At 62.2% G+C, this 19,831-nt stretch carries 21 protein-coding genes; 12 read left to right on the top strand and 9 right to left on the bottom strand.

The genetic code is table 11. The features are described from left to right. Position 1: 1 nt before the first annotated feature. From NKI35_RS05680 to NKI35_RS05645, 8 genes are all read right to left on the bottom strand, one after another. A complete protein-coding gene (locus tag NKI35_RS05680; protein ID WP_023681112.1) occupies positions 2–808 on the bottom strand; it encodes a lanthanide ABC transporter permease protein PedC in 807 nt (268 codons plus the stop codon). Continuing rightward, positions 805–1,530, bottom strand: coding sequence for a lanthanide ABC transporter ATP-binding protein PedB/LutE (locus NKI35_RS05675; RefSeq protein WP_023733211.1), 726 nt, complete (start codon positions 1,528–1,530; stop codon positions 805–807). The genes NKI35_RS05680 and NKI35_RS05675 overlap by 4 nt, the downstream gene beginning before the upstream one ends. Next, a complete protein-coding gene (locus NKI35_RS05670; RefSeq protein ID WP_031203155.1) occupies positions 1,527–2,489 on the bottom strand; it encodes a PQQ-dependent catabolism-associated beta-propeller protein in 963 nt (320 codons plus the stop codon). Before NKI35_RS05670 ends, NKI35_RS05675 begins: the two co-directional genes overlap by 4 nt. After that, positions 2,477–3,655, bottom strand: a complete 1,179-nt coding sequence (locus NKI35_RS05665) for a lanthanide ABC transporter ABC transporter substrate-binding protein PedA1 (RefSeq protein ID WP_352739017.1) — start codon at positions 3,653–3,655, stop codon at positions 2,477–2,479. The genes NKI35_RS05670 and NKI35_RS05665 overlap by 13 nt, the downstream gene beginning before the upstream one ends. Further along, entirely contained in the window at positions 3,652–4,323 is a 672-nt protein-coding gene (locus tag NKI35_RS05660; RefSeq protein ID WP_031204093.1) for an ABC transporter ATP-binding protein, read from the bottom strand. The genes NKI35_RS05665 and NKI35_RS05660 overlap by 4 nt, the downstream gene beginning before the upstream one ends. Continuing rightward, complete coding sequence (locus tag NKI35_RS05655; RefSeq protein WP_023833991.1) at positions 4,323–5,090, bottom strand: ABC transporter permease; 768 nt, start codon at positions 5,088–5,090, stop codon at positions 4,323–4,325. Before NKI35_RS05655 ends, NKI35_RS05660 begins: the two co-directional genes overlap by 1 nt. Before the next feature lie 10 nt (positions 5,091–5,100). Then, complete coding sequence (locus tag NKI35_RS05650) at positions 5,101–6,135, bottom strand: ABC transporter substrate-binding protein (protein ID WP_023687801.1); 1,035 nt, start codon at positions 6,133–6,135, stop codon at positions 5,101–5,103. Positions 6,136–6,292: 157 nt separating this feature from the next. Further along, positions 6,293–6,634 carry a DUF768 domain-containing protein gene (locus NKI35_RS05645; protein ID WP_023667997.1) on the bottom strand — a complete coding sequence of 114 codons (342 nt, stop codon included), beginning with the start codon at positions 6,632–6,634 and terminating at the stop codon, positions 6,293–6,295. Positions 6,635–6,822: 188 nt separating this feature from the next. Here NKI35_RS05645 and NKI35_RS05640 point away from each other — a divergent pair, with 188 nt between their 5' ends. The 4 genes from NKI35_RS05640 to NKI35_RS05625 all read left to right on the top strand — a co-directional run bounded on the left by NKI35_RS05640 (position 6,823) and on the right by NKI35_RS05625 (position 10,150). Then, the gene (locus NKI35_RS05640) at positions 6,823–7,779 is read left to right on the top strand and encodes an NAD(P)/FAD-dependent oxidoreductase (RefSeq protein WP_352739013.1); all 957 of its coding nucleotides are present in this window, start codon (positions 6,823–6,825) and stop codon (positions 7,777–7,779) included. A gap of 165 nt (positions 7,780–7,944) precedes the next feature. Further along, positions 7,945–9,231: an SDR family oxidoreductase gene (locus NKI35_RS05635; protein ID WP_352739011.1), complete on the top strand. Its 1,287-nt coding sequence runs from the start codon at positions 7,945–7,947 to the stop codon at positions 9,229–9,231. Next, entirely contained in the window at positions 9,231–9,713 is a 483-nt protein-coding gene (locus NKI35_RS05630; RefSeq protein ID WP_023691442.1) for a DUF2269 family protein, read from the top strand. The genes NKI35_RS05635 and NKI35_RS05630 overlap by 1 nt, the downstream gene beginning before the upstream one ends. A gap of 110 nt (positions 9,714–9,823) precedes the next feature. Continuing rightward, positions 9,824–10,150 (top strand): low affinity iron permease family protein, encoded by a 327-nt coding sequence (locus tag NKI35_RS05625; protein ID WP_023681103.1) that lies wholly within the window; start codon positions 9,824–9,826, stop codon positions 10,148–10,150. 214 nt (positions 10,151–10,364) lie between these two features. Here the strand turns inward: NKI35_RS05625 and NKI35_RS05620 are convergent, their stop codons facing one another. Then, positions 10,365–10,640 (bottom strand): hypothetical protein, encoded by a 276-nt coding sequence (locus NKI35_RS05620; RefSeq protein ID WP_023667991.1) that lies wholly within the window; start codon positions 10,638–10,640, stop codon positions 10,365–10,367. A gap of 217 nt (positions 10,641–10,857) precedes the next feature. Here NKI35_RS05620 and NKI35_RS05615 point away from each other — a divergent pair, with 217 nt between their 5' ends. The 8 genes from NKI35_RS05615 to NKI35_RS05580 are packed head-to-tail and all read left to right on the top strand — an operon-like array spanning position 10,858 to position 19,796. Beyond that, positions 10,858–11,964: an NAD-dependent epimerase/dehydratase family protein gene (locus NKI35_RS05615; RefSeq protein WP_023681102.1), complete on the top strand. Its 1,107-nt coding sequence runs from the start codon at positions 10,858–10,860 to the stop codon at positions 11,962–11,964. Next, entirely contained in the window at positions 11,961–13,034 is a 1,074-nt protein-coding gene (locus NKI35_RS05610; RefSeq protein WP_352739009.1) for a GDP-mannose 4,6-dehydratase, read from the top strand. The genes NKI35_RS05615 and NKI35_RS05610 overlap by 4 nt, the downstream gene beginning before the upstream one ends. Beyond that, positions 13,031–14,323: a TIGR04295 family B12-binding domain-containing radical SAM protein gene (locus tag NKI35_RS05605; protein WP_352739008.1), complete on the top strand. Its 1,293-nt coding sequence runs from the start codon at positions 13,031–13,033 to the stop codon at positions 14,321–14,323. The genes NKI35_RS05610 and NKI35_RS05605 overlap by 4 nt, the downstream gene beginning before the upstream one ends. Beyond that, positions 14,308–15,408, top strand: a complete 1,101-nt coding sequence (locus NKI35_RS05600; RefSeq protein ID WP_352739006.1) for a glycosyltransferase family 4 protein — start codon at positions 14,308–14,310, stop codon at positions 15,406–15,408. The genes NKI35_RS05605 and NKI35_RS05600 overlap by 16 nt, the downstream gene beginning before the upstream one ends. Positions 15,409–15,410: 2 nt before the next feature. Continuing rightward, the gene (locus NKI35_RS05595; protein ID WP_352497978.1) at positions 15,411–16,541 is read left to right on the top strand and encodes a CgeB family protein; all 1,131 of its coding nucleotides are present in this window, start codon (positions 15,411–15,413) and stop codon (positions 16,539–16,541) included. Beyond that, positions 16,538–17,632, top strand: a complete 1,095-nt coding sequence (locus NKI35_RS05590) for a CgeB family protein (protein WP_352739003.1) — start codon at positions 16,538–16,540, stop codon at positions 17,630–17,632. The genes NKI35_RS05595 and NKI35_RS05590 overlap by 4 nt, the downstream gene beginning before the upstream one ends. After that, positions 17,629–18,732 (top strand): CgeB family protein, encoded by a 1,104-nt coding sequence (locus tag NKI35_RS05585; RefSeq protein ID WP_352739001.1) that lies wholly within the window; start codon positions 17,629–17,631, stop codon positions 18,730–18,732. The genes NKI35_RS05590 and NKI35_RS05585 overlap by 4 nt, the downstream gene beginning before the upstream one ends. 23 nt (positions 18,733–18,755) lie before the next feature. Continuing rightward, complete coding sequence (locus tag NKI35_RS05580) at positions 18,756–19,796, top strand: UDP-glucuronic acid decarboxylase family protein (RefSeq protein ID WP_023681096.1); 1,041 nt, start codon at positions 18,756–18,758, stop codon at positions 19,794–19,796. Positions 19,797–19,831: the final 35 nt, after the last annotated feature.

The raw sequence follows: 19,831 nt of genomic DNA, 5'->3' as shown, positions 1-19,831 counted from the left end.
ATCAGCCCTCGCCGCCGCGCCGGGACCACAAGCCGCGGCCGGGATCGTAGCCGATGACCGCCGCGAGGAAGAAGGCGATGAGGCAGCCAAGGACCACAATCGCCGCGACAGGATCGAACCGCAGATAGAGCGCGAAGCGTATCAGCTCGACCGCCGAGCTGAACGGGTTCCAGGCGGCGATTGTTGCCAGCACCGGTCCCGCCTCGGCAAGCCGCCACAGCGGATAGAGCGCCGTCGAGGCAAAGAACACCGGAAAGATGACGAAATTCATGACACCGGCAAAGTTCTCCATCTGTGTCGAAACCGAGGAGACAAGCAGGCCGAACGCGCCAAGCATCAGGCCCGCCAGCACGAGCGCCGGAAATACCGCGACGTAGCCGAGAACGGGCGGCCGCACATCCCAGAAACGCGCGATCAACAGAAACAAATAGACCAGCGGCACGCCGACGATCACGCTGGCCAGCAGGCGCGCCGCAAGCAGGTACCAGCGCGGCAATGGTGCGGTCAGCAACAAGCGCATGCTGCCCATCTCGCGATCGTAGACCATGGCCAGCGAACTCGCCATGGCATGGAAGAGCAGCATCATGGCCGCTAGCCCGGGCACCACATACACGTCATAGAGAACATAGGTCTGGTAGGGTGGCGTGATCGACAGACCGAGAACGGAGCGGAAGCCAGCGGCAAAGATTGCCAGCCAGACCAGCGGCCGTACCATCGCCGAGAGCAGCCGGCCGCGTTGCCGCAACGTGCGCAGCATCTCCCTGCGCAGGATGCCGTTGAGCGCGCGCACCGCGTGAGACGTTTTCATTCGGACTCCGTCAGCGACGCGAAGGCCTCGCCCGTGCTCGCCACACCGAGATCGGCAGCCAGCCGATCGGCGCGGCCGGCCCACCGGATTGTGCCTCGATGCAGCACCACCACATCGTCATCCGCCGTTAGTTCCTCCAGAAAATGTGTTGCCCACAGGACGGCAATGCCGCGCTGGCGGCAAAGCTCCCGCACGTGCCGCTCGAGCGCGCGGCGGCCCGGCACGTCGAGCCCGGTGGTCGGCTCGTCCAGCAGCAAAAGGCGTGGGCTATGCATCAGAGCGCGTGCTATCTCGACACGGCGACGCTGCCCCCCGGAAAGCGCTCGGGCAGGATCGTCGATCCTGTCCAGCACGTCCAGCCGGCCGAGTTCGTGGATGGAGCGCTCCTTGCTCAAGGCCTGGCTAAGCCCATGCAAGGCCGCGTGGTAACGCAGGTTCTCGCCGGCCGTCAGATCGAGATCGAGGGTCGGCAACTGGAAGACGACGCCCATCTGCGCCAACGCGGCGGACGGGTTGACATCCATCGCCTGGTCGAAGACATGCACCGAGCCGGAGCGGGCGTGATAAAGACCGGTGATCAGCGAGAACAACGTCGTCTTGCCGGCGCCGTTGCGGCCTAGCAAGATGCACATCCTGCCTTGGGCCACAGAGAAAGAGACGCCGTCGAGAACCCGCCGGTTCCCGAAACTATGACCCAGATTCTCGACCGACAAGGCGTTCATGGCCCGATCACGACGCCCCACGGCCCCCGCCCCACCGGCAGCGATTTCACCACCTCCTGGTTTTCCAGATCGATAAACGAGATATCGCCGGAATTCCCGTTTGCGGTGACCAGGCGCTTCTGGTCGCCGGAGAGCGCAACGTGCCAGGGTCGTTGACCAACAAGGTAGAGCCGACGGACCGCCAGCGTTTTCACATCGACTTCCGCAATCCTGTTGGCGGGGCCGAGCGCCACATAGACGGTCGTGCCATCGCGGGACGTCGCCATGCCGACCGCCTGCACACCCTCGCGTCGTATACCCGGCACCTCGAACTCGACTTTGCCGGTCTGCGCGCGCGTTGCCGTGTCGAAGACGGTGACGGTGCCCCGGATCTCCGAGGACACCCAGAATTGCTTACCGTCCGGCGAGAATAAAGCCGCGCGCGGCCGGGTATCGACCAGTAGATTGTCGACGAGTTCAAGCGTGCCTGCGTCGATCAGATGCACCATGCTGGTGGTCTCCGAAGTGCAGGCGACATAGCGGCCGTCGGCGCTGGCCGCCATTCCTTCCGGTTCGACGCCGACATCCACGGTGCCGATGACCTTGGCCGCGGCGATGTCCACCACCGACACCAGATTGTCATTCTCGTTGGCGACGAACAGCCGCTTGCCATCGGGATGGACTGCGAAGAATTCCGGATCGGCTCCCGAAGGCAATTCCCCGACGACCCGCCGCTTCGCGACGTCGACCACGTCAATGCGGTTGTCGTCGCCTTCCGCGACGAACAGCATCTTGTTGTCGATCGACAGTGCCAGCCCGCGCGGACGGCGGCCGACATCGATCGTCGCCAGCAAAGTCATTGTCACGCCGTCGACGACCGCGACGGTATTATCCTGCTCATTGGAAACGTAGATGGTCTCGGCGGCGGCGGGAGCAGCAAGAGCGAACGCCGCCAACAACAGCGTCATCAGAACTTGCATGTGCTCTCCTCCAGGTCGATGCCCAGCGTGTCGAGCGGCGTGCACTGATGCAGGAAGCCCGGTTGCGGTGAGCTGGAAATCAAGAGGCGAGGCCCGGCGATCAAAATGGGCTGGCGCATCTGTCCGTCCCAGGGACGGAAACTAAGCCCCTGCCCCTTGAAGCCAGCGAGAAGAAACGCGTCGCCGCGTATATATCTGCCGATTGCCGCGGGATCGAGACTGTGCAGGCGCGTCGCCGCTTCGCCGATACTGCGCACAGCGAGCCAGGCCGCGTAGTCGCTGGGCAACATCCAGCGCCCTGCCTGCCTGTGGAAACGGTCCTGCAGTTGCGTGGCGCCCCATTCCTCGCTGACAGCGCTCCAGCCTGTGGCGACAAGCCCTTGCGTGCCGGCGACGATTCTCGGCAGCGCGGTGCGGCCCTCCAGATAGGCGCCGAATTCATCCGCCTCGTCGGCGACCACGAGCACATCATAGTCGCTGACCTGCGTGACCGCCGGTATTTCGGTCTGCAGCGTGACATGCCCTGTATCGGCACGTCCGTTGGCGGGCCTGAATGTCCACGGCTGGTCGATCGTGATCTCGGCTCCGAAGCGAGCCGCCGCCCGTCGAAAGGCCGCAGCCATCGCCTGATCCTGCGAATGCGGCCCCACAAGCAGGAACCAACGCTGCCAGCGCTTCCAGGCGAGATATTGCGCCAGCCCGTCGGCGAGCATGGCGCGGCTCGGGATCGTGTGCAGGACGTTCCCACGGCAGTCCTGCTGGCGAAGCACGTCGTCCGGCGCCCGGCTGTTGAGCAACGTCATCTGCTCGGCACCGGGCGCGGCACTGGCCTGTAGAAGCTGACTGGCGTCGAGATCGGCGACGACAAAGGCGATGCCGGCATCGGCGAATTGTCTTACCGCGTCGTCCGGCGTTTCGGTTGGTTTCAATATCCTTTCCTCCAGCCGAAATTTCTGCCCAAGAAACCGGCCGGTGCTTTCGTCGTCGGCAATGCCGAGCCGTGCGCCTTGCAGGCCGTCATCGGTGACGGTTTCATCAAGGGGTCCAAGGGGCAGAGCCGGTTTGCGCTCCTGGCCGATATACCCGATCACCATCGTCTGTTGTTGCTCGGTGGCGCCAGGGCCGGTGATCAGCAAAAGAAAGAGAAGGCCCAGCAACAGTCTCATTGTGTCGCCCCCAGCCCAAAGCGCGACGATCCCGCTTCATCGCCACGAGAGATTGCGACATCGCGCACGATGCGGGCCGGCGATCCCTCCAGAACAATAACCCGATCACCCAGCGACGAGGCATATGCGAGATCATGCGTAACCAGCAGCGTGGTAGTCCGCCGACTGGCGAAACAATCCTGCAGCAGGCGGCGCATGGCTTGCGCGGTCGCCTCGTCGAGTGAAGCGAATGGCTCGTCGAGGAGCAGGAGCGCAGGCTCCACGGCGAGCGCCCGGGCAAGCGCTACGCGCCGCGCCATACCGCCCGAGAGTCGCTGCGGATAGCTCTTCTCATTGCCTTTCAGGCCGACAGCGGCAAGCCACCGGGCCGCATCGGGCGCGCGATCCGGGATGGCCAGCTCTACATTGCGCAAGGCGGTGAGCCAGGGCAGCAGCCTCGGTGTCTGGAACAGCATGCCTATCGGAAGCGGTCGTCCGCTCACGCTGCCGCGAAATTCGCGGTCGACGCCCGAAACGATCGACAGCAGCGTCGACTTGCCGACACCGGAAGGGCCGGTCAGGACGCAGACCTGTCCGTCGGCTATATCAAGCGACAGCGCGCGAAAGATCGTCCGGCGCTGTCCGTCGTCACCGGGGAAAGTCTTGTCCTCGATCCTGATCCTCAGCATCAGCGTCGCCAGGCGAACAGACGACGTTCCAACGGCACAAGCAGTCCATACTCTATGGCAAGCATCACAACGCCGAAGCTGATCGCATAGGCAAGGATGTGGGTGACGTCGAAGTTCTGAAAATAGACCTGTAGCTGGAACCCGACGCCGTTGGAGCGGCCGAGCAGTTCGGCGAGCAACACGATCTTCCACGTCAATGCCAGCCCGCTGCGCAGGGTGACGAGAAAGAACGGCGCCAATTGCGGCAGCACGACATGCCGCAGCTTTGCAGCACGCCCGAAGCGATAGAGCTCAGCCATTTCGGCAAAGTCCTTGTCCAGCCGGCTGGCGCCTTCACGAATAGTCACCACGACATTGGGGATCTTGTTGAGCGCGACCGCAAGGACAAGCGCAGTCTCGGCAAGACCAAGCCAGATATAAATTAGAATGACCGTGATCAGCGCCGGCATGTTGAGGAGTAACACGATCCAAGGCCTCATCCATATGTCGGCTCTGTGCGAGCGGCCTGCCGCGTAGCCAAGGGCCGCGCCAATGACGATTGCCGACCCGAGGCTTGCCACGACGCGCGCAAGCGAGATGCCCAAATGGTATGGCAGCTCGCCCCGAACCACTTCGTGCAGGAGAACCGAAACAACCTGGACCGGACCAGGAAACAGGCGATCGGCGGCGATCGATGATGCGATCTGCCAGACGAGCACCATGGTCAGCAATGCCGCAGTGGATTGCGAACGCTGCATTGTGATGGGGAACGCTGGGACATCGGTCATTGGCGCGAGCTCAAGCCGGTATGGCCCGGAAGACACCAGGATCGAGGCTCGTCGCCTTGCCGACCAGATCCTCGCCGCCCAATTCGGCCAGGATTGCAAACAACCGGGCCGCGCCATCACGTTCGTCTTTGCCGAACCGACGAGGGATTCCGGCTCGATAGGCGGCGCGTAACGCCGCCTGTAGGTGAGGATCGTCCGTGCCCAATTGGGGCGCGAGCACCCGCCATTCGTCGTCCGAAGACTCGAGCAGCGACTTCGCTGCCGCGGTCGCGCTCGTGAATCGCGCGAGGGCTATCGGGTTGGCCCGCGCCCAGCTTTCATGGAAGACGTAGCCGAGCATCGGCAAGTCCACGGATACGCCAAGCCCCTGCAGGATTTGCGCGACACTGAGCAGAGGCCTTGCCCCCTCTGACTCGAGACGGGCGGCGAAATTCCAGAACGTCAGCAGTGCATCCAGTCGCCCCGCCAGAAATTCCTGCTCCAACAAAGGCGGCGCGCCGAACACTGGCTCCACCTCTTCAGCAAGATCGCGCTTCACCTGACGGAGGCCGAGCGCGCGCAACAGGATCCAGCTTTTGTCCAGCGGACCACCTGCGATCCCCAGCCTTTTGCCCTTGAGGTCCGCAAGAGTTCGAATGGGCGAGCCTTGCGGCAGTTCCAGCGCGCCGACGGCACGAGAATAGGGATAGAAGACCAGATCAGCGCCTTCGCTGCGCTGGCGCATGACCCACACCCAGTCCGAAACGATGACGTCGACGCTGCCCGCCAGCAATGCGGTCTTACCGGCTTCGGTACCGGCAAGCCGCTGAGCCTCGATTGATACGCCGTGCACAGTGTCCAACGCATGTCGCCGCATGACGTCAACTTCCCAGGCGGCGGTGCCAAATCCCAGCACGCCAAATCGCACGAGCGGCGATGGCTGTGGCGCGGCTTCTGCGGGAGCACCCAATAGCCAGCAACAAATACCCGCAAGAGCGGCCCGCCGCGAGATGTGACCCTGATCATGCCGGGTCAGCCATTCGCCTGGAAGGGTAGCAGTCAGCACGGGCGCACCGGGTGTGAAGGAACTTTCCTAACGCCGTGGCGGCAGGAATGTTCCTCAATGGTGCATGGAACTAACGGGAAAGCACCTAAGGTCCGTTTTTCAGCTCGTATAGCAGCCCGGGGGGCTTGTTCAGGCGAACAGAAGAAGGTGTCAGGGGCTACGGTCCGCTCTTGGCATCATCGACCTCCAACGCGTCCATTACAGGTGCCGGATCGCTCTTTTCGGAGCTCGGGCTCTGCACCCCGGACCCGGCGTTCTCGATCGCTTGCACGATAGCATCTTCGATGTTTCCGAGTTCGTCCTCCCTTACTTCACGCCCATAACCAGCCACCTCGGCATCTTGCTCGAATTGCTGAGCGAGCACCGCGACGCTGACTTCCTCTCGACCAGGAAGTGTGCCGACATTCTCCTGTAGCCAGTTTTGAAAAAACTCTCTGGTCGCGCTCATCTCAGACCACCCTTTCGCCAAACTAAGCGCGACGATGAGCCGAAGTTCCATGATGCGTTCACTTTCCCAGTGGCGCTGTACTCACAGCGTTGGGAGCCACGAGGTTTTTGCAGGCTTGATGAGGCAGTGGCCTTTCTCTTCACGACTCGATTGGAGTTCACTCTTATCGCGCAGTGTGCATCCTGATTGCGTCCATTTCGACCCTGTGGAACAAGCTTGTTGAGTTGAAGTTAGGCCCTATGCCAAGCTTTTCGGGCGAACCAAGTTTTTCGGGCGAACAAGTTTTTGACGTTGCCATCGTCGGCGGCGGCCCCGCGGGGCTCGCTGCAGCCATGTATTTAGCCAGGTTTCTGCGTTCGGTGATCTCGCTCGACGCGGGGCATGCGCGTGCCAAGCTCATCCCAAAATCCCGCAACTGTCCCGGCTTCCCCCACGGCATCAGCGGGGAAGAACTGCTCGGCCGCCTACGAGCCCAGGCACAGCTATACGGCGCGAGCCTTGTCCATGGTTGCGTAGGCCACGCCGAAAAACGCGAGGGTTTTTTTGTCCTGACGACCACCTGCGGGATTGTCCAAGCAAGGCGCGTGGTTCTGGCAACGGGCATTGTGGACAAGGCACCTCCCATTGAAAGACTGGAGGAGGCGATCGCAACCGGCATTGTCAGACTGTGCCCGGTTTGCGATGCATATGAGGCCCGGGGTAGCCGCATCGGCGTTGTTGGTCCGGAGCATCTCGCCGTCAGGGAGGCTCTGTTCCTGAAGGGATATGGCAGTCAGGTCGCCTTGCTCGCCAATAACCAGGATGATGTTTCCGAAGCTGCCCGCGGCGCCGCCTTGGCAGGCGGAGTTGAAATCTGGGACGCTGTCGATGACCTGATCCCTCGACGAACCGGGTTCGATGTCGTCATGGCCGAGGGCGCCCCGATGCGCAACATCGATGTGGTGTACCCTTCGATGGGTAGCGACGTACGCTCCGAACTCGCGGTTGCTCTGGGGGCTAACTGTGACGCAGAAGGCTATGTCCTGGTCAACCGACACCTTGAGACTTCAACGCCAGGACTCTATGCCATTGGCGACGTGGCCGAGGGGCTCAATCAAATTGCTGTTGCGTTCGGAGACGCCGCCAAGGCTGCAACTCACATTCATAACGACCTCCGCGATTGCGCCGAGCCGGCGACGAACTTCCGGCGAAGTTGACCTGCAGATGCGAACGCACCGTACCGGCTCACCTTTGGCTGCGTTGATGCCCGGAACCCGTTCCACCCGGCGTGAGACTACCGGCTTCGGCTTTGCTAGAGTTCTCCCAGGCGCAGCCGCTGGGTTGATGGACGGGCACGCGCTGGCGAACGGCTGGAGGAAGGAATGAAAATTCTCGTCACCGGCGCGTCAGGTCTGATTGGAGCCGCGCTTTGCGCGCGCCTGGCCGGCGAGAGTCATGAAGTGGTCCGCGTGCTTCACCACGCAGACACTGGCGTCCACCCGGAGATCCAAACCGTTTCCCTGGATATGGCGCGGGCCTTGCGACCTCAGGACTGGACCCCCTATCTCGCCGGTGTGGACGCCGTCGTAAACTGTGCCGGCGTCCTGCAGGATAGTGCCCGGGAAAACACCCGGCATGTCCATTCTACCGGCGCCTCGGCTCTCTTCACCGCGTGTGAGCAAGCAGGAGTGAACAAGGTGATTCACTTTTCTGCCATCGGGGTCGATCGCCAGCAGCCGTCCGCCTTTTCCGCCAGCAAGCTTGCTGGCGATGAAGCACTGATGGCACGTAGCCTTGACTGGGTCATCCTGCGCCCCTCCGTAGTGCTGGGAAGGCCGGCCTTCGGCGCAAGTGCACTTTTTCGCGGCCTCGCGGCGTTGCCGCTCTTGCCGTTGATGCCCGACACGGGCCGTCTCCAAGTCCTCCAACTCGATGACGTCATCTCCACCGTCCTGTTCTTCCTCAAACCCGGCAGCCCATCGCACCTCACGCTGGACCTGGCTGGGCCCGAGGCACTTTCGATGAGCGAGGTCGTGGGTCGCTATCGCCGCTGGTTCGGATGGAGCAGTGCTCGGGAGTTCATCTTGCCGAATTGGGCCGCAGCTATCTTGTACAGGTTCGGGGATGCCGCGGCTCAGCTGGGCTGGCGCCCGCCCATGCGCAGCAATGCAGCAAAAGAGATTGCCCGTGGCGCTGTCGGCGATCCCCAACCCTGGATGACGGCGACCGGCATTCAACCATCAAGTCTTACATCTGCACTGCGTTTAAACCCTGCGACGGTGCAGGAGCGATGGTTCGCCGGTCTTTACTTCGTCAAGCCGGCGCTCTTTGTCATCTTGCCGCTCTTCTGGATCATGACGGGCATCATTTCCCTCACTGCCGGCTGGCGCAGCGGAGTTGACTTGCTGATTGGCACTGCTGCCGGCCCCTTGGCCGAACCGGCGGTAGTCGCCGGCGCGCTGGCTGACATCGCCGTCGGGGCGCTTATCGCCTGGCGCCCAACCAGCCGGCTTGGTCTTTTCGGCGCAATCGCGGTATCGCTTTTCTATGCGGTCGCTGGGAGCATTCTGCGGCCGGATCTTTGGCTTGAGCCACTCGGGCCGTTGATCAAAATCCTCCCGATCCTCGTTCTGCATTTTGCAGCGCTGGCCATTCTGGAGGAACGCTGATGACGTACTTCGTGCTTAAATACCTGCACGTGATCGGCGCTGCTGTGCTGCTCGGAACTGGTGCCGGCATTGCTTTTTTCATGCTTTTGGCACACCGGACCGGGAATGCCGCGACGATCGCAGCTGTCGCCCGAATTGTCGTGCTGGCTGATTTCCTGTTCACGGCTACGGCCGTTGTCGCACAACCTCTGACCGGACTGGGCCTCGCTAGGGTTGCGGGGTATTCGCTGTCCGAAGGATGGATCGTTCTCTCGATCCTGCTCTACATCTTAACGGGCCTGTTCTGGCTGCCTGTCGTGTGGATGCAGATCGAGATGCGAAATCTAGCCACACAGGCCGCACTCTCCAACCAACCTCCTCCCGAGCGCTACCATCAGCTGTTCAGACGCTGGTTTGTCTTCGGCTTCCCAGCTTTCGGCGCCGTGCTCGCCATTTTCTGGCTGATGATTGCGCGCCCGGCAATCGAGTGGTCATCGTTGTAGCTGCGATCGGCAAGCACTGCGCCGTGAATTCATCCGTCGCGCCTAGCTGGTTCGTGCCGGCGCGATGCACTGCGGTCGGGAACCACGGTCACTGCCGCGAGTTCTTTCGCATGGCCAATCATCCCGTCACCGGCGTGCTTACTTCAATCGGCACATTAACCTCCCGCCCCGCGGCATTCCTGATCCTGTTGGTCTACGCAATCCTTTGGATGATCTTCGAGCGACAGACCCTGGACTGGCATGGAGCGGCTACCTTGTTTACGTGGGCCATGACGCTGTTCATCCAGCGTGCCGAGCACCGCGACACTCAGGCCATTCACGCCAAACTGGATGAGATCCTGCGATCAGACCACAATGCCTCGAACATCACGCGGATCGACGATGAAGAGCCCGAGGAAATCGAAAAACACCGCCACCGCAGGCAGCAGGACGACTGATGAGCGGCGTTTGGTTTCACGGCAGGACGAGTAGCGGGTTTCCGGCTTTTGACGCCTATCCAGCCCCGCCGCCTCCTGCGCTCAGGGCCAAGGCCTTCGATCCTTGCTGCGGCTGTGGTTCAGCGACGGAAGGATCGGAGCCCCTATTGTTCCACCGCATCCAGAAAAATTTGCCCGAGAACCAGGTCAGGCAAATCGGCCGGCTCGAAGTGCGTCATTCGCCCTTCTGGTTGCGCTCGACGAACTTGTTGAAACGGCTGGTTTGTCCGTCACCAGTCTTGGACTGGTAAAGAAAGGCCAGATCGTTCTCGTCGAATATGCGGAAGAACTCATCCCATTCGACCGGCTCGAATGCTTCCTCGGGTTTGCCGAAGTCGATCCGCAGGATGCCGCCCGCGCCTTTGGTGCGAACCACTGCCGGCCGTCCATCCCGCTCCTCCGCCCATTTGCGGATTTCGTCGTGATTGGTGGTCGTTTGCGACTGGGACATTGAAATCTCCTTTGATCATCGGCGTTGCCAACATCGGGCATCGTCGGGGCTGCCGGCGTCCTAACAGCACAAGGGCGGCAATGTTCCGGCACGGCGCGGCGAGCGCGATGTGGCTGCTTCCGAACGAAGCCGGCCAAAGGAACTTTGTTGAAGCCAAGGGAACAAACCTTTTGCCGAAAAGTTCGGGTCGCCAAGATTACCTGTCTGAGGAGTGGTCGTGAAACGGATATTGGTTACAGGGGGCTGCGGCTTCATCGGCCGGCATGTCGCCCAGGAACTCATCGAGCAGGATTATTCGGTTCGCATTTTGGATGTGCTGCTGGAGCAGGTGCACGCAGGCGAAACAGTCGCCCTTCCCGCCGGGGCCGAGCTGATCAAGGGCGACATTCGGGACCGGGAGGCGGTCGCCAAGGCGCTGGAAGGCGTTGACGCGGTCATTCATCTAGCCGCGGAAGTCGGCGTCGGACAGTCGATGTACGAGATCGCGCGCTATGTCGGCACCAACGATCTCGGCACCGCGACGCTGCTTGAGGCGCTGATCAAACACCCGGTCGAGCGCATTGTCGTCGCCTCATCGATGAGTGTCTATGGCGAGGGCCTCTATGCTACATCGGACGGCCGGCGCATCGACAATGCCCGGCGCAAGGCGAGCGACATCAAAAACGGACAGTGGAATCCGCTGTCGCCGGAAGGCGAACCCCTCTCCCCCCTGCCGACGGACGAGGAAAAGCCGGTCGATCTCGCCTCTATCTATGCACTGACGAAATACGCCCAGGAACGCGCCGTGCTGATCTTCGGCGAAGCCTATGGCATCGATGCGGTCGCGCTGCGCCTGTTCAACGTCTTCGGCGCCGGCCAGGCGTTATCGAACCCCTATACCGGCGTGTTGGCCAATTTTGCTTCGCGTCTCGCCAACGGCCAACGTCCAATGATCTTCGAGGATGGCGAACAGAAGCGCGATTTCGTCCATGTGGATGACGTCGCCCGCGCCTTTCGTCTTGCGCTGCAGCAACGCCAGGCAAGGGGTCACGTCATCAACATCGGCAGCGGCCGAGCCTATGCTATCAGCGACGTCGCGCGGGTACTTGCCGAGGCCATGGGAACGCCGGACCGCTCGCCAGAGTTGCTCGGCAAGGCGCGCTCCGGGGATATCCGCAACTGCTTCGCCGATATTTCCAAGGCCCGTGAGCTGCTCGGTTTCGAGCCGAGGCAACAACTGGAGAATTCGCTCGCCGATTTCGTTTCCTGGGTGCGCAACTCGTCCGCCATCGACCGCGGCGCCGACATGAAACGCGAGCTTGAAGAACGTGGGCTGGTGTCATGAATACGCGCAATCGACGCGACGCGCCCGTCGCCATTGTCGGCGGCAGCGGCTTCATAGGATCGAACCTGGCCGACAGCCTGTTGTCGGATGGCGAGCCGGTGCTGGTGATCGACAATCTCAGCCGCCCCGGCGTCGAACAGAACCTTGAATGGCTGGCGCAGAAACACGGAAGCCGCCTCATGGTCGAAACGATTGACGTGCGCGACGCCAACGCGCTTGCGCCCGTTCTGAAGAGTTCCAGGGCGATCTTCCACCTGGCCGCGCAAACCGCCGTCACAACGAGCCTGGTCCAACCGGACGAGGATTTCGACATCAACCTTCGAGGAACGTTCAATGTCCTCGAGGCGGCGCGGCTGAGCAGTGAGTTTGTTCCGGTGGTCTTCGCCAGCACCAACAAGGTCTATGGCAGCCTGCCAGACGTCGCGGTTCGCGAGGACGGCGATCGTTACCTGCCTTGCGACGGCATCATCCAAGCGAATGGCATCGACGAGACCCACGGCCTGGATTTCTGCACGCCCTATGGCTGCTCCAAAGGCGCGGCGGACCAATATGTGCTCGACTACGCCAAATCCTACGGCATGCCGACGGCGGTGCTGCGGATGAGCTGCATTTACGGGCCGCGCCAGTTCGGAACCGAGGATCAAGGCTGGGTCGCGCACTTCCTGCTGAGTGCGCTGACGGGTCGTCCAATCACCATTTATGGCGACGGCAGACAAGTGCGCGACATACTGCATGTCTCCGATGCGGTCGCCGCCTACAGGGCCACGCTCGATCGTATCGAGACGACCAAAGGCCAGGCATTCAATCTTGGCGGCGGCCCCGATAATGCGATCAGCCTGCGCATGCTGTTGAGCGAGATCCGTAGCTTGACCGGCCGTGAGCTTTCGATCCGCCATGATGGCGAACGCACCGGCGATCAGCCCTTCTTCGTCGCCGACACCCGCAAGATCAAAGCGATGCTTGGCTGGAAAGCTCGTGTTTCATGGCGCGAAGGCATTCGCGATCTCGCAGACTGGCTGCAACAACACCGGCTCCAGCCTCGCCCCGAAGTCGTGAGGTACGTCGCATGAAAGTCGCCCTGGTAAACCCGTTCTGGACCTATGACGACAGCATTTATTTCGGCTGCCGCCAACCACATCTCCCGCTGGAACTCGGCTATTCGAAATCCCTGCTCGAAACAGCCGGCCATGAGGTGTTGATGCTGGATGGGCAATTGCAGAAGCTCGACAACTCGGACCTCTCCGAGCGTGTGGCTGATTTCGCGGCTGCAATGACGGTAGTCAGTACCGCCCCGACTTATCTGTTCTGGCGTTGCGCACCACCCGAGTTGCGCGTGCCGGCCGATTTCCTCAACCGTCTCGCCGGGCGCGGTGGACGCACAGTCGCGGTCGGGCCGCATGGCTCGGCTACGCCCGCGCCAACCTTGCGCAAGCTTGGCGTCGACATTGTTGTGCGCGGCGAATGCGAGGAAATCGTCGCGGAACTTGCCCGGCGCGACGACTGGAGCGCTGTGCCCTCGACCGCTTACCTGCGCGAGGCCAAGGTGGTTTTGACCGGCGGCGTCCACGCCAGCTCGTTTGTCGATCATCCGCCACTCCAATGGCCATCAGACTGGATCGCTGCCCATTCGCATCACCATCACAGGTTCGATGACAATCAGGTTGGGTTCGGCGCGGAGGTCGAAGCATCGCGCGGCTGCCCATACAATTGCAGCTTCTGCGCCAAGATCGATTTCCGCGATGCCTATCGCCGCCGAAACCACGAGGCGGTCATAGCGGAAATCGATCGGCTGATTGCCCAAGGCGTCGGCTACATTTATTTCATCGATGAAATCTTCCTGCCGCAAAAAGCGCTGTTGGAAGCGTTGATCCATCGCGACGTGAAGTTCGGTGTGCAGACCCGCATCGACCTTTGGAAACCCGAGCTGCTGGAACTGCTTGGTGCGGCTGGCTGCGTCTCCATCGAGGCCGGTCTCGAAAGCCTGACCGTGGAAGGTCGTGCGATGCTGGCGAAACGCTGCCGGCTGGGTACCGAGGAACTCGCCGCGCTGCTCGTCAATGCCAGGCGTCACGTTCCGTTCGTACAGGCCAATCTGATCGGCGTCGTCGAGGATGATCCTGCCCTCGTCGATTACTGGCGAACGCACCTGATCGACAACGGCGTGTGGGCCAATCAACCCGTACCGCTTTATCCATATCCGAGTTCGCCAAGCTATCGCGAGCTTTGGGGCGAACCCGACGACCTCGCCTGGGAGCGCGCCCATGATCACTATCTCGCATCATTCCAGAAGTTCAGCGACATCCAGGAAAGGCGCCCGCGTCCGCTGGCGGAACTGGAGGCGACATGTTGCGGACACTGACGCCGCGCTCGCGGCGCATCCTGATGACGGTCGATGCCGTGGGCGGCGTGTGGCGCTATGCGCTCGACCTGGCCAGGGAACTTGTCAATGGCGGCGATAGCGTAGTGCTTGCCGGTCTCGGTCCGCCACCGTCCAGGCAGCAGGCCGACGAGGCGGAGGCTTTCGCGAAGCTGATCTGGCTCAACACGCCGCCGGATTGGATGACCCGGAACGGCGGTGATCTCGACGCGCTGCCTCGGGAGTTGCATGCGCCCATGCGCGACCACGCCATCGACCTTGTCCATTTCAACGCGCCTTCGCAGGCGGCGGGATTCGACGCGCCATGCCCGGTCGTGGTGGTCTCCCATTCCTGCGTGACGACTTGGTTCCATGCGGTCAGAGCACAGGCGGCGGATGGGGCATGGGCCTGGCAGAAGGAGCGCAACAGACGCGGCATGGATCGGGCCGACGCGGTCATCGCGCCGAGCCGCAGCCATGCCGACATGCTAGAGACCTGCTACGGCCCGATCGCGCGCTTGAGTGTGGTCACAAATGGTGCCCGTCCTCTGCCGAAGGCCGAAAAGCACCAACCGCTCGTCTTCGCCGCTGCCCGCTGGTGGGACGAGGGCAAAAATGCGGCGGTGGTCGATCAGGCGGCGTCCCTGACGCGATGGCCTCTGTTTGCCGCCGGTTCGACGAACGGCCCAAACGGCGAGCATGTCAGCTTCAGCCATGCTGTTCCTCTGGGAGCAGTGCCGTCCGATGAGGTGCGTTCGTTGATGGCTCGCGCGGGTATTTTCGTATCGCCATCGCTCTACGAGCCATTCGGCCTGGCCGCGCTGGAAGCCGCCATGTCGGCTACGCCCCTGGTGCTTTCCGATATCGCCACCTATCGCGAACTATGGGACGGGGCCGCGATATTCTTTGACGCGCGCGATCCGCACGATCTCGCTGCCTGCCTCAACCGTCTCTCCAGCGATGCCGAGCTCCGGCGAGAGCTTGGCCAGGCAGCCATCCGACGCAGCCGCAGGTTTAGGCTGACAAAGCAGACAGCGGCTATGCGCGGCGTCTACGACAAAGCGGCCTTAGCGATGGCGGAGCGCTGATCATGCGCTTTGTGTTCTACACCCACTCGGTCGTTTCCGACTGGAACCATGGCAATGCCCATTTCCTGCGCGGCGTCATGCGAGAGCTGGTCCAGCGCCGGCATCAGGCGATTGCGCTGGAGCCGGCGAATGGCTGGAGCCGGTCGAATCTGCTGGCTGAGAAGGGGTCGTTCGCCATCGAACGCTTCCGCAAGGATTTTCCCGAACTGATGCCGGTGACCTACGATGCCGGATTTGATCACGAAGCCTGGATCGCCGAGGCCGACGTTGTGATCGTTCATGAGTGGACGGATCCGGAGCTTGTCGCACGTATTGGCCGTGCCCGGGCCGCCGGCGGCAACTTCATCCTTCTTTTTCATGACACCCATCACCGGGCCGTGTCGGCGACCGAGGCGCTCTCGGCGCTCCGGCTGGAGCACTATGACGGCGTTCTCGCCTTTGGCGAGACCTTGCGCGAGAGCTATCTGCGCGCCGGCTGGGGCAAGCGCGTCTTCACCTGGCATGAAGCGGCGGACGATCGCCTGTTCAAGCCGCACCCGGAGATCCACCCCACCTCCGATCTGGTCTGGATCGGCAACTGGGGCGATGATGAGCGGACCGCCGAACTCAAGGAGTTTCTGATCGAGCCGGTGCACGATCTCGGCCTTGATGCCGCTGTTCACGGCGTACGCTACCCCAAGACCGCACTCGCGGATCTGGCCACCGCCGGACTGCGCTATGAGGGGTGGATCGCCAATGCCGACGTGCCGAAGGCCTTCGCCGCGCATCGGGTCACCGTTCACGTTCCACGGCGCCCCTATCGTGAGAGGTTGCCCGGTATCCCGACGATCCGCATGTTCGAGGCACTCGCCTGCGGCATTCCGCTGATTTCAGCGCCATGGTCCGATGTCGAGCAGCTTTTCAGGCCCGGTATCGACTTCCTGTTTGCCGAGAATGGCTCGCAAATGCGGCAACAGCTTCGGACGGTGTTGTCCGACGAGGACTTTGCGGCCTCGCTGGTGACCTCGGGTCTCGAGACCATCCGCTCGCGGCACACCTGCCGCCACCGCGTCGACGAGTTGCTCGGCGTGCTCACGCAATGCGCGAACCGACACACCGCCGTCCCGACAGCCGCAAAGGAAGCCGTCGCATGAAGATCGCATTCTATGGATCGAGCCTTTTGTCGTCCTACTGGAACGGCGCCGCGACGTACTATCGCGGTTTGCTCAAGGCACTTTCGCAATTGGGTTACGAGATCACGTTCTACGAACCCGATGTCTACGACCGGCAGAAGAACCGCGACATCGAAGCTCCCGACTGGTGCACTGTCGTCGTTTATGAGGCGACCCAGCATGCGCTGATGCAGGTCGCGGCACGTGCCGCCGGCGCCGACATCGTCGTCAAGGCGAGCGGCGTCGGTTTCGAAGACGAGGCGCTGCTTCGCGCCGTTCTCGACCACGCCCGCAGCGACGCGCTTGTCGTATTCTGGGACGTGGATGCGCCAGCCACGCTTGCCCAGTTGCGTGACGAGCTGGACCACCCGCTCCATCGTGCACTGCAGGAGATCGACCTCGTGCTGACCTATGGTGGCGGCGATCCCGTTGTCTGGGCCTATCGTGCCATGGGCGCCAAGGAGTGCGTGCCCATCTACAATGCGCTCGATCCCGAAACGCACCATCCGGTCGCCAGCAAAGCGCGTTTTGCCTGCGACCTGGCGTTCCTCGGAAACCGGCTGCCGGACCGTGAAGCGCGTGTCGAATCGTTTTTCCTCGATCCCGCCAGCCAGCTGCCGAAACAGCGTTTCCTGCTCGGAGGCTCGGGTTGGGGCGACAAGCCGCTCCCCACCAATGTAGGCTGGCTCGGCCATGTCGGCACCCGCGATCACAACGCCTTCAATGTCACCCCAAAAGCCGTGTTGAACATCAGCCGCGACAGCATGGCCGCCAACGGTTTTTCACCGGCCACGCGAGTGTTCGAGGCGGCCGGCGCGGGCGCCTGTCTCATCACGGATGCATGGCTGGGCGTGGAACTGTTCCTGAAACCAGGCGAGGAGATCCTGGTCGCGCGTGACGGCGGCGATGTCGCCGAAATAATGCGCTCGCTGACCCCCGGGCGGGCCAAGGCAATCGGCCAAGCCGCACTTCACCGCGTGCTGGCGGACCATACCTACGCGCTTCGGGCGGATGTGGCGGATGCCGTCTTCAAACGTCATTTCGAGCACGGGGCCGTGGAGGCAGCGGAATGACCAAGAAACTGGACATCGTCTTTCTCGGCCTGTCGCTGTCCTCATCCTGGGGAAACGGCCACGCCACGACTTTCCGGGGTCTTTTGAAAGGCTTGCACGGACTCGGTCACCGGGTGACTTTTCTGGAGCGCAACGTGCCGTGGTACGCCAATCACCGCGATCTGCGCGATCCGGAGTTCTGCGCCTTGCGCTACTACGAAACCACTGCGGAGCTGCAACGCGACTACGCACAGTGCCTGGAGCAGGCCGACATCATTGTCATCGGATCCTTTGTTCCAGAAGGACGCCAGGTCATCGACATCGTCGCCTCGCTTTGCAAGGGGCAGCTCTGCTTTTACGACATCGACACCCCGGTGACCCTGGCCAAGCTTTCAGCCGAGGATTGCGATTATCTGAGTTCGCGGCAAATTCCGTATTTCGATGTCTATTTCTCCTTCACTGGCGGACCAACGCTCAACCATCTGGCGCAAGACTTCGGCGCGCGTCATGCCGAACCTCTCTATTGTTCGGTCGATCCAGAACGGCATCACCCGACAGGAGATCCGATCCGCTGGGATCTCGGCTATCTCGGCACCTACAGCATGGACCGGCAGACAACGCTGAACGCTCTGCTGCTCGAGCCCGCACGGCATATGCCGAACCTCCGTTTCGTCGTGGCCGGCTCCCAATATCCATCCGACATCATCTGGCCGGACAATGTCGAACGCATCGAACATTTGCCGCCAGCCGATCACGCCGCGTTCTATAGCCGTCAGCGCTACACGCTGAATGTCACACGCAGTTCCATGATCACCGCAGGATGGTCGCCCAGCGTGCGCCTGTTCGAAGCGGCGGCTTGCGGCACGCCCATCGTCAGCGACCACTGGCCAGGGCTCGACAGCTTCTTTCCCGCATCGGCGATCCACACCGCCGCGGAGACGGACGAAGTCATCGATATCCTCGTTGGCGAGTCCGAGCGCGCACGCCTGGCCATGGCCGGCCGGGCTCGCAAACTCGTCCTCGCTTCCCACACCGGTGGGGCCAGGGCTCGCGAATTCGTGGCGGCGCTGACCCAACCAACGGCGACGGCCCTCGATCTCGACATTGGAAGTGCAGCATGAACGGCAGACAGGAGAAAACAGCGATGCGACAGACAAGAAAGGCGCACAGGGCAAAGACGGTGCTTGTTGCCGGCGGCGCGGGTTTCCTCGGTTCGCATCTTTGCGAAGTATTGCTCCGCAACGGCTGGCGCGTGATCTGCGTCGACAATTTTCTGACCGGGCGCATGGAAAACATCATCTCGATCATGGACCGGCCGGGTTTCCGGTTGATCGAGCAGGACATCTGCCGGCCATTGGATCTCGGCGAGCCCGTGGATCACATCTTCAACCTGGCCTGCGCCGCCTCACCGCCGCGTTATCAGGCCGACCCGATACACACCACGCGTACCTGCGTGATCGGAACCCTCAACCTGCTCGAACTCGCTGTCCGCAATGACGCGCGACTGCTGCAGGCCTCGACGAGCGAAGTGTATGGCGATCCGGAACAACACCCGCAAAGGGAGGATTATGTCGGCCATGTGAACTGCACCGGCCCACGCGCCTGCTACGACGAGGGCAAGCGCACCGCCGAAACGCTTTGCTTCGACTATCTAAGGGCCGGCAAGGCCGACGTCCGCGTCGCGCGCATCTTCAACACCTACGGTCCGAGAATGGATCCGGCCGACGGTCGCATCGTCTCGAATTTGATCATGCAGGCGCTCGAGAAGCGTCCGCTGACGATATTCGGCGACGGCCAGCAGACGCGATCCTTCTGCTATGTCTCCGACTTGATTGATGGATTGATGCGCCTGATGAACATCGACCCCAATCCGGGCAAGCCGGTCAATCTGGGCAATCCCGGAGAATTCACCATCGTGCGACTGGCGGCATTGGTGAAGGCGATGACCGGCACCAAGTCGGATCTGAAATTTCTGCCCCTGCCGCAAGACGATCCTCGGCGCAGGCAGCCTGATATTTCGCGTGCGAAAACGCTGCTCGGCTGGTCGCCGAGAGTGCCGCTCAACGAAGGGCTCAAGCTGACGATCGATTATTTCGCGGCGCTCGAAGGCACCGGCATCGGCGATCAGATGACAGGCCTTGCCAAAAGGAGACCCGCAGGCGGGCTGCAGAACCTTCCTGCATGACGCGGGCCGCGGCCGGACCTGCCCGGAGATCGTTC

Origin of the sequence: Mesorhizobium sp. M0676, assembly GCF_040320535.1 — a bacterium.
Taxonomy (GTDB): domain Bacteria; phylum Pseudomonadota; class Alphaproteobacteria; order Rhizobiales; family Rhizobiaceae; genus Mesorhizobium.
Note: the sequence above shows the minus strand (reverse complement) of the source record. Positions and strands in the feature narration are given on the sequence as shown.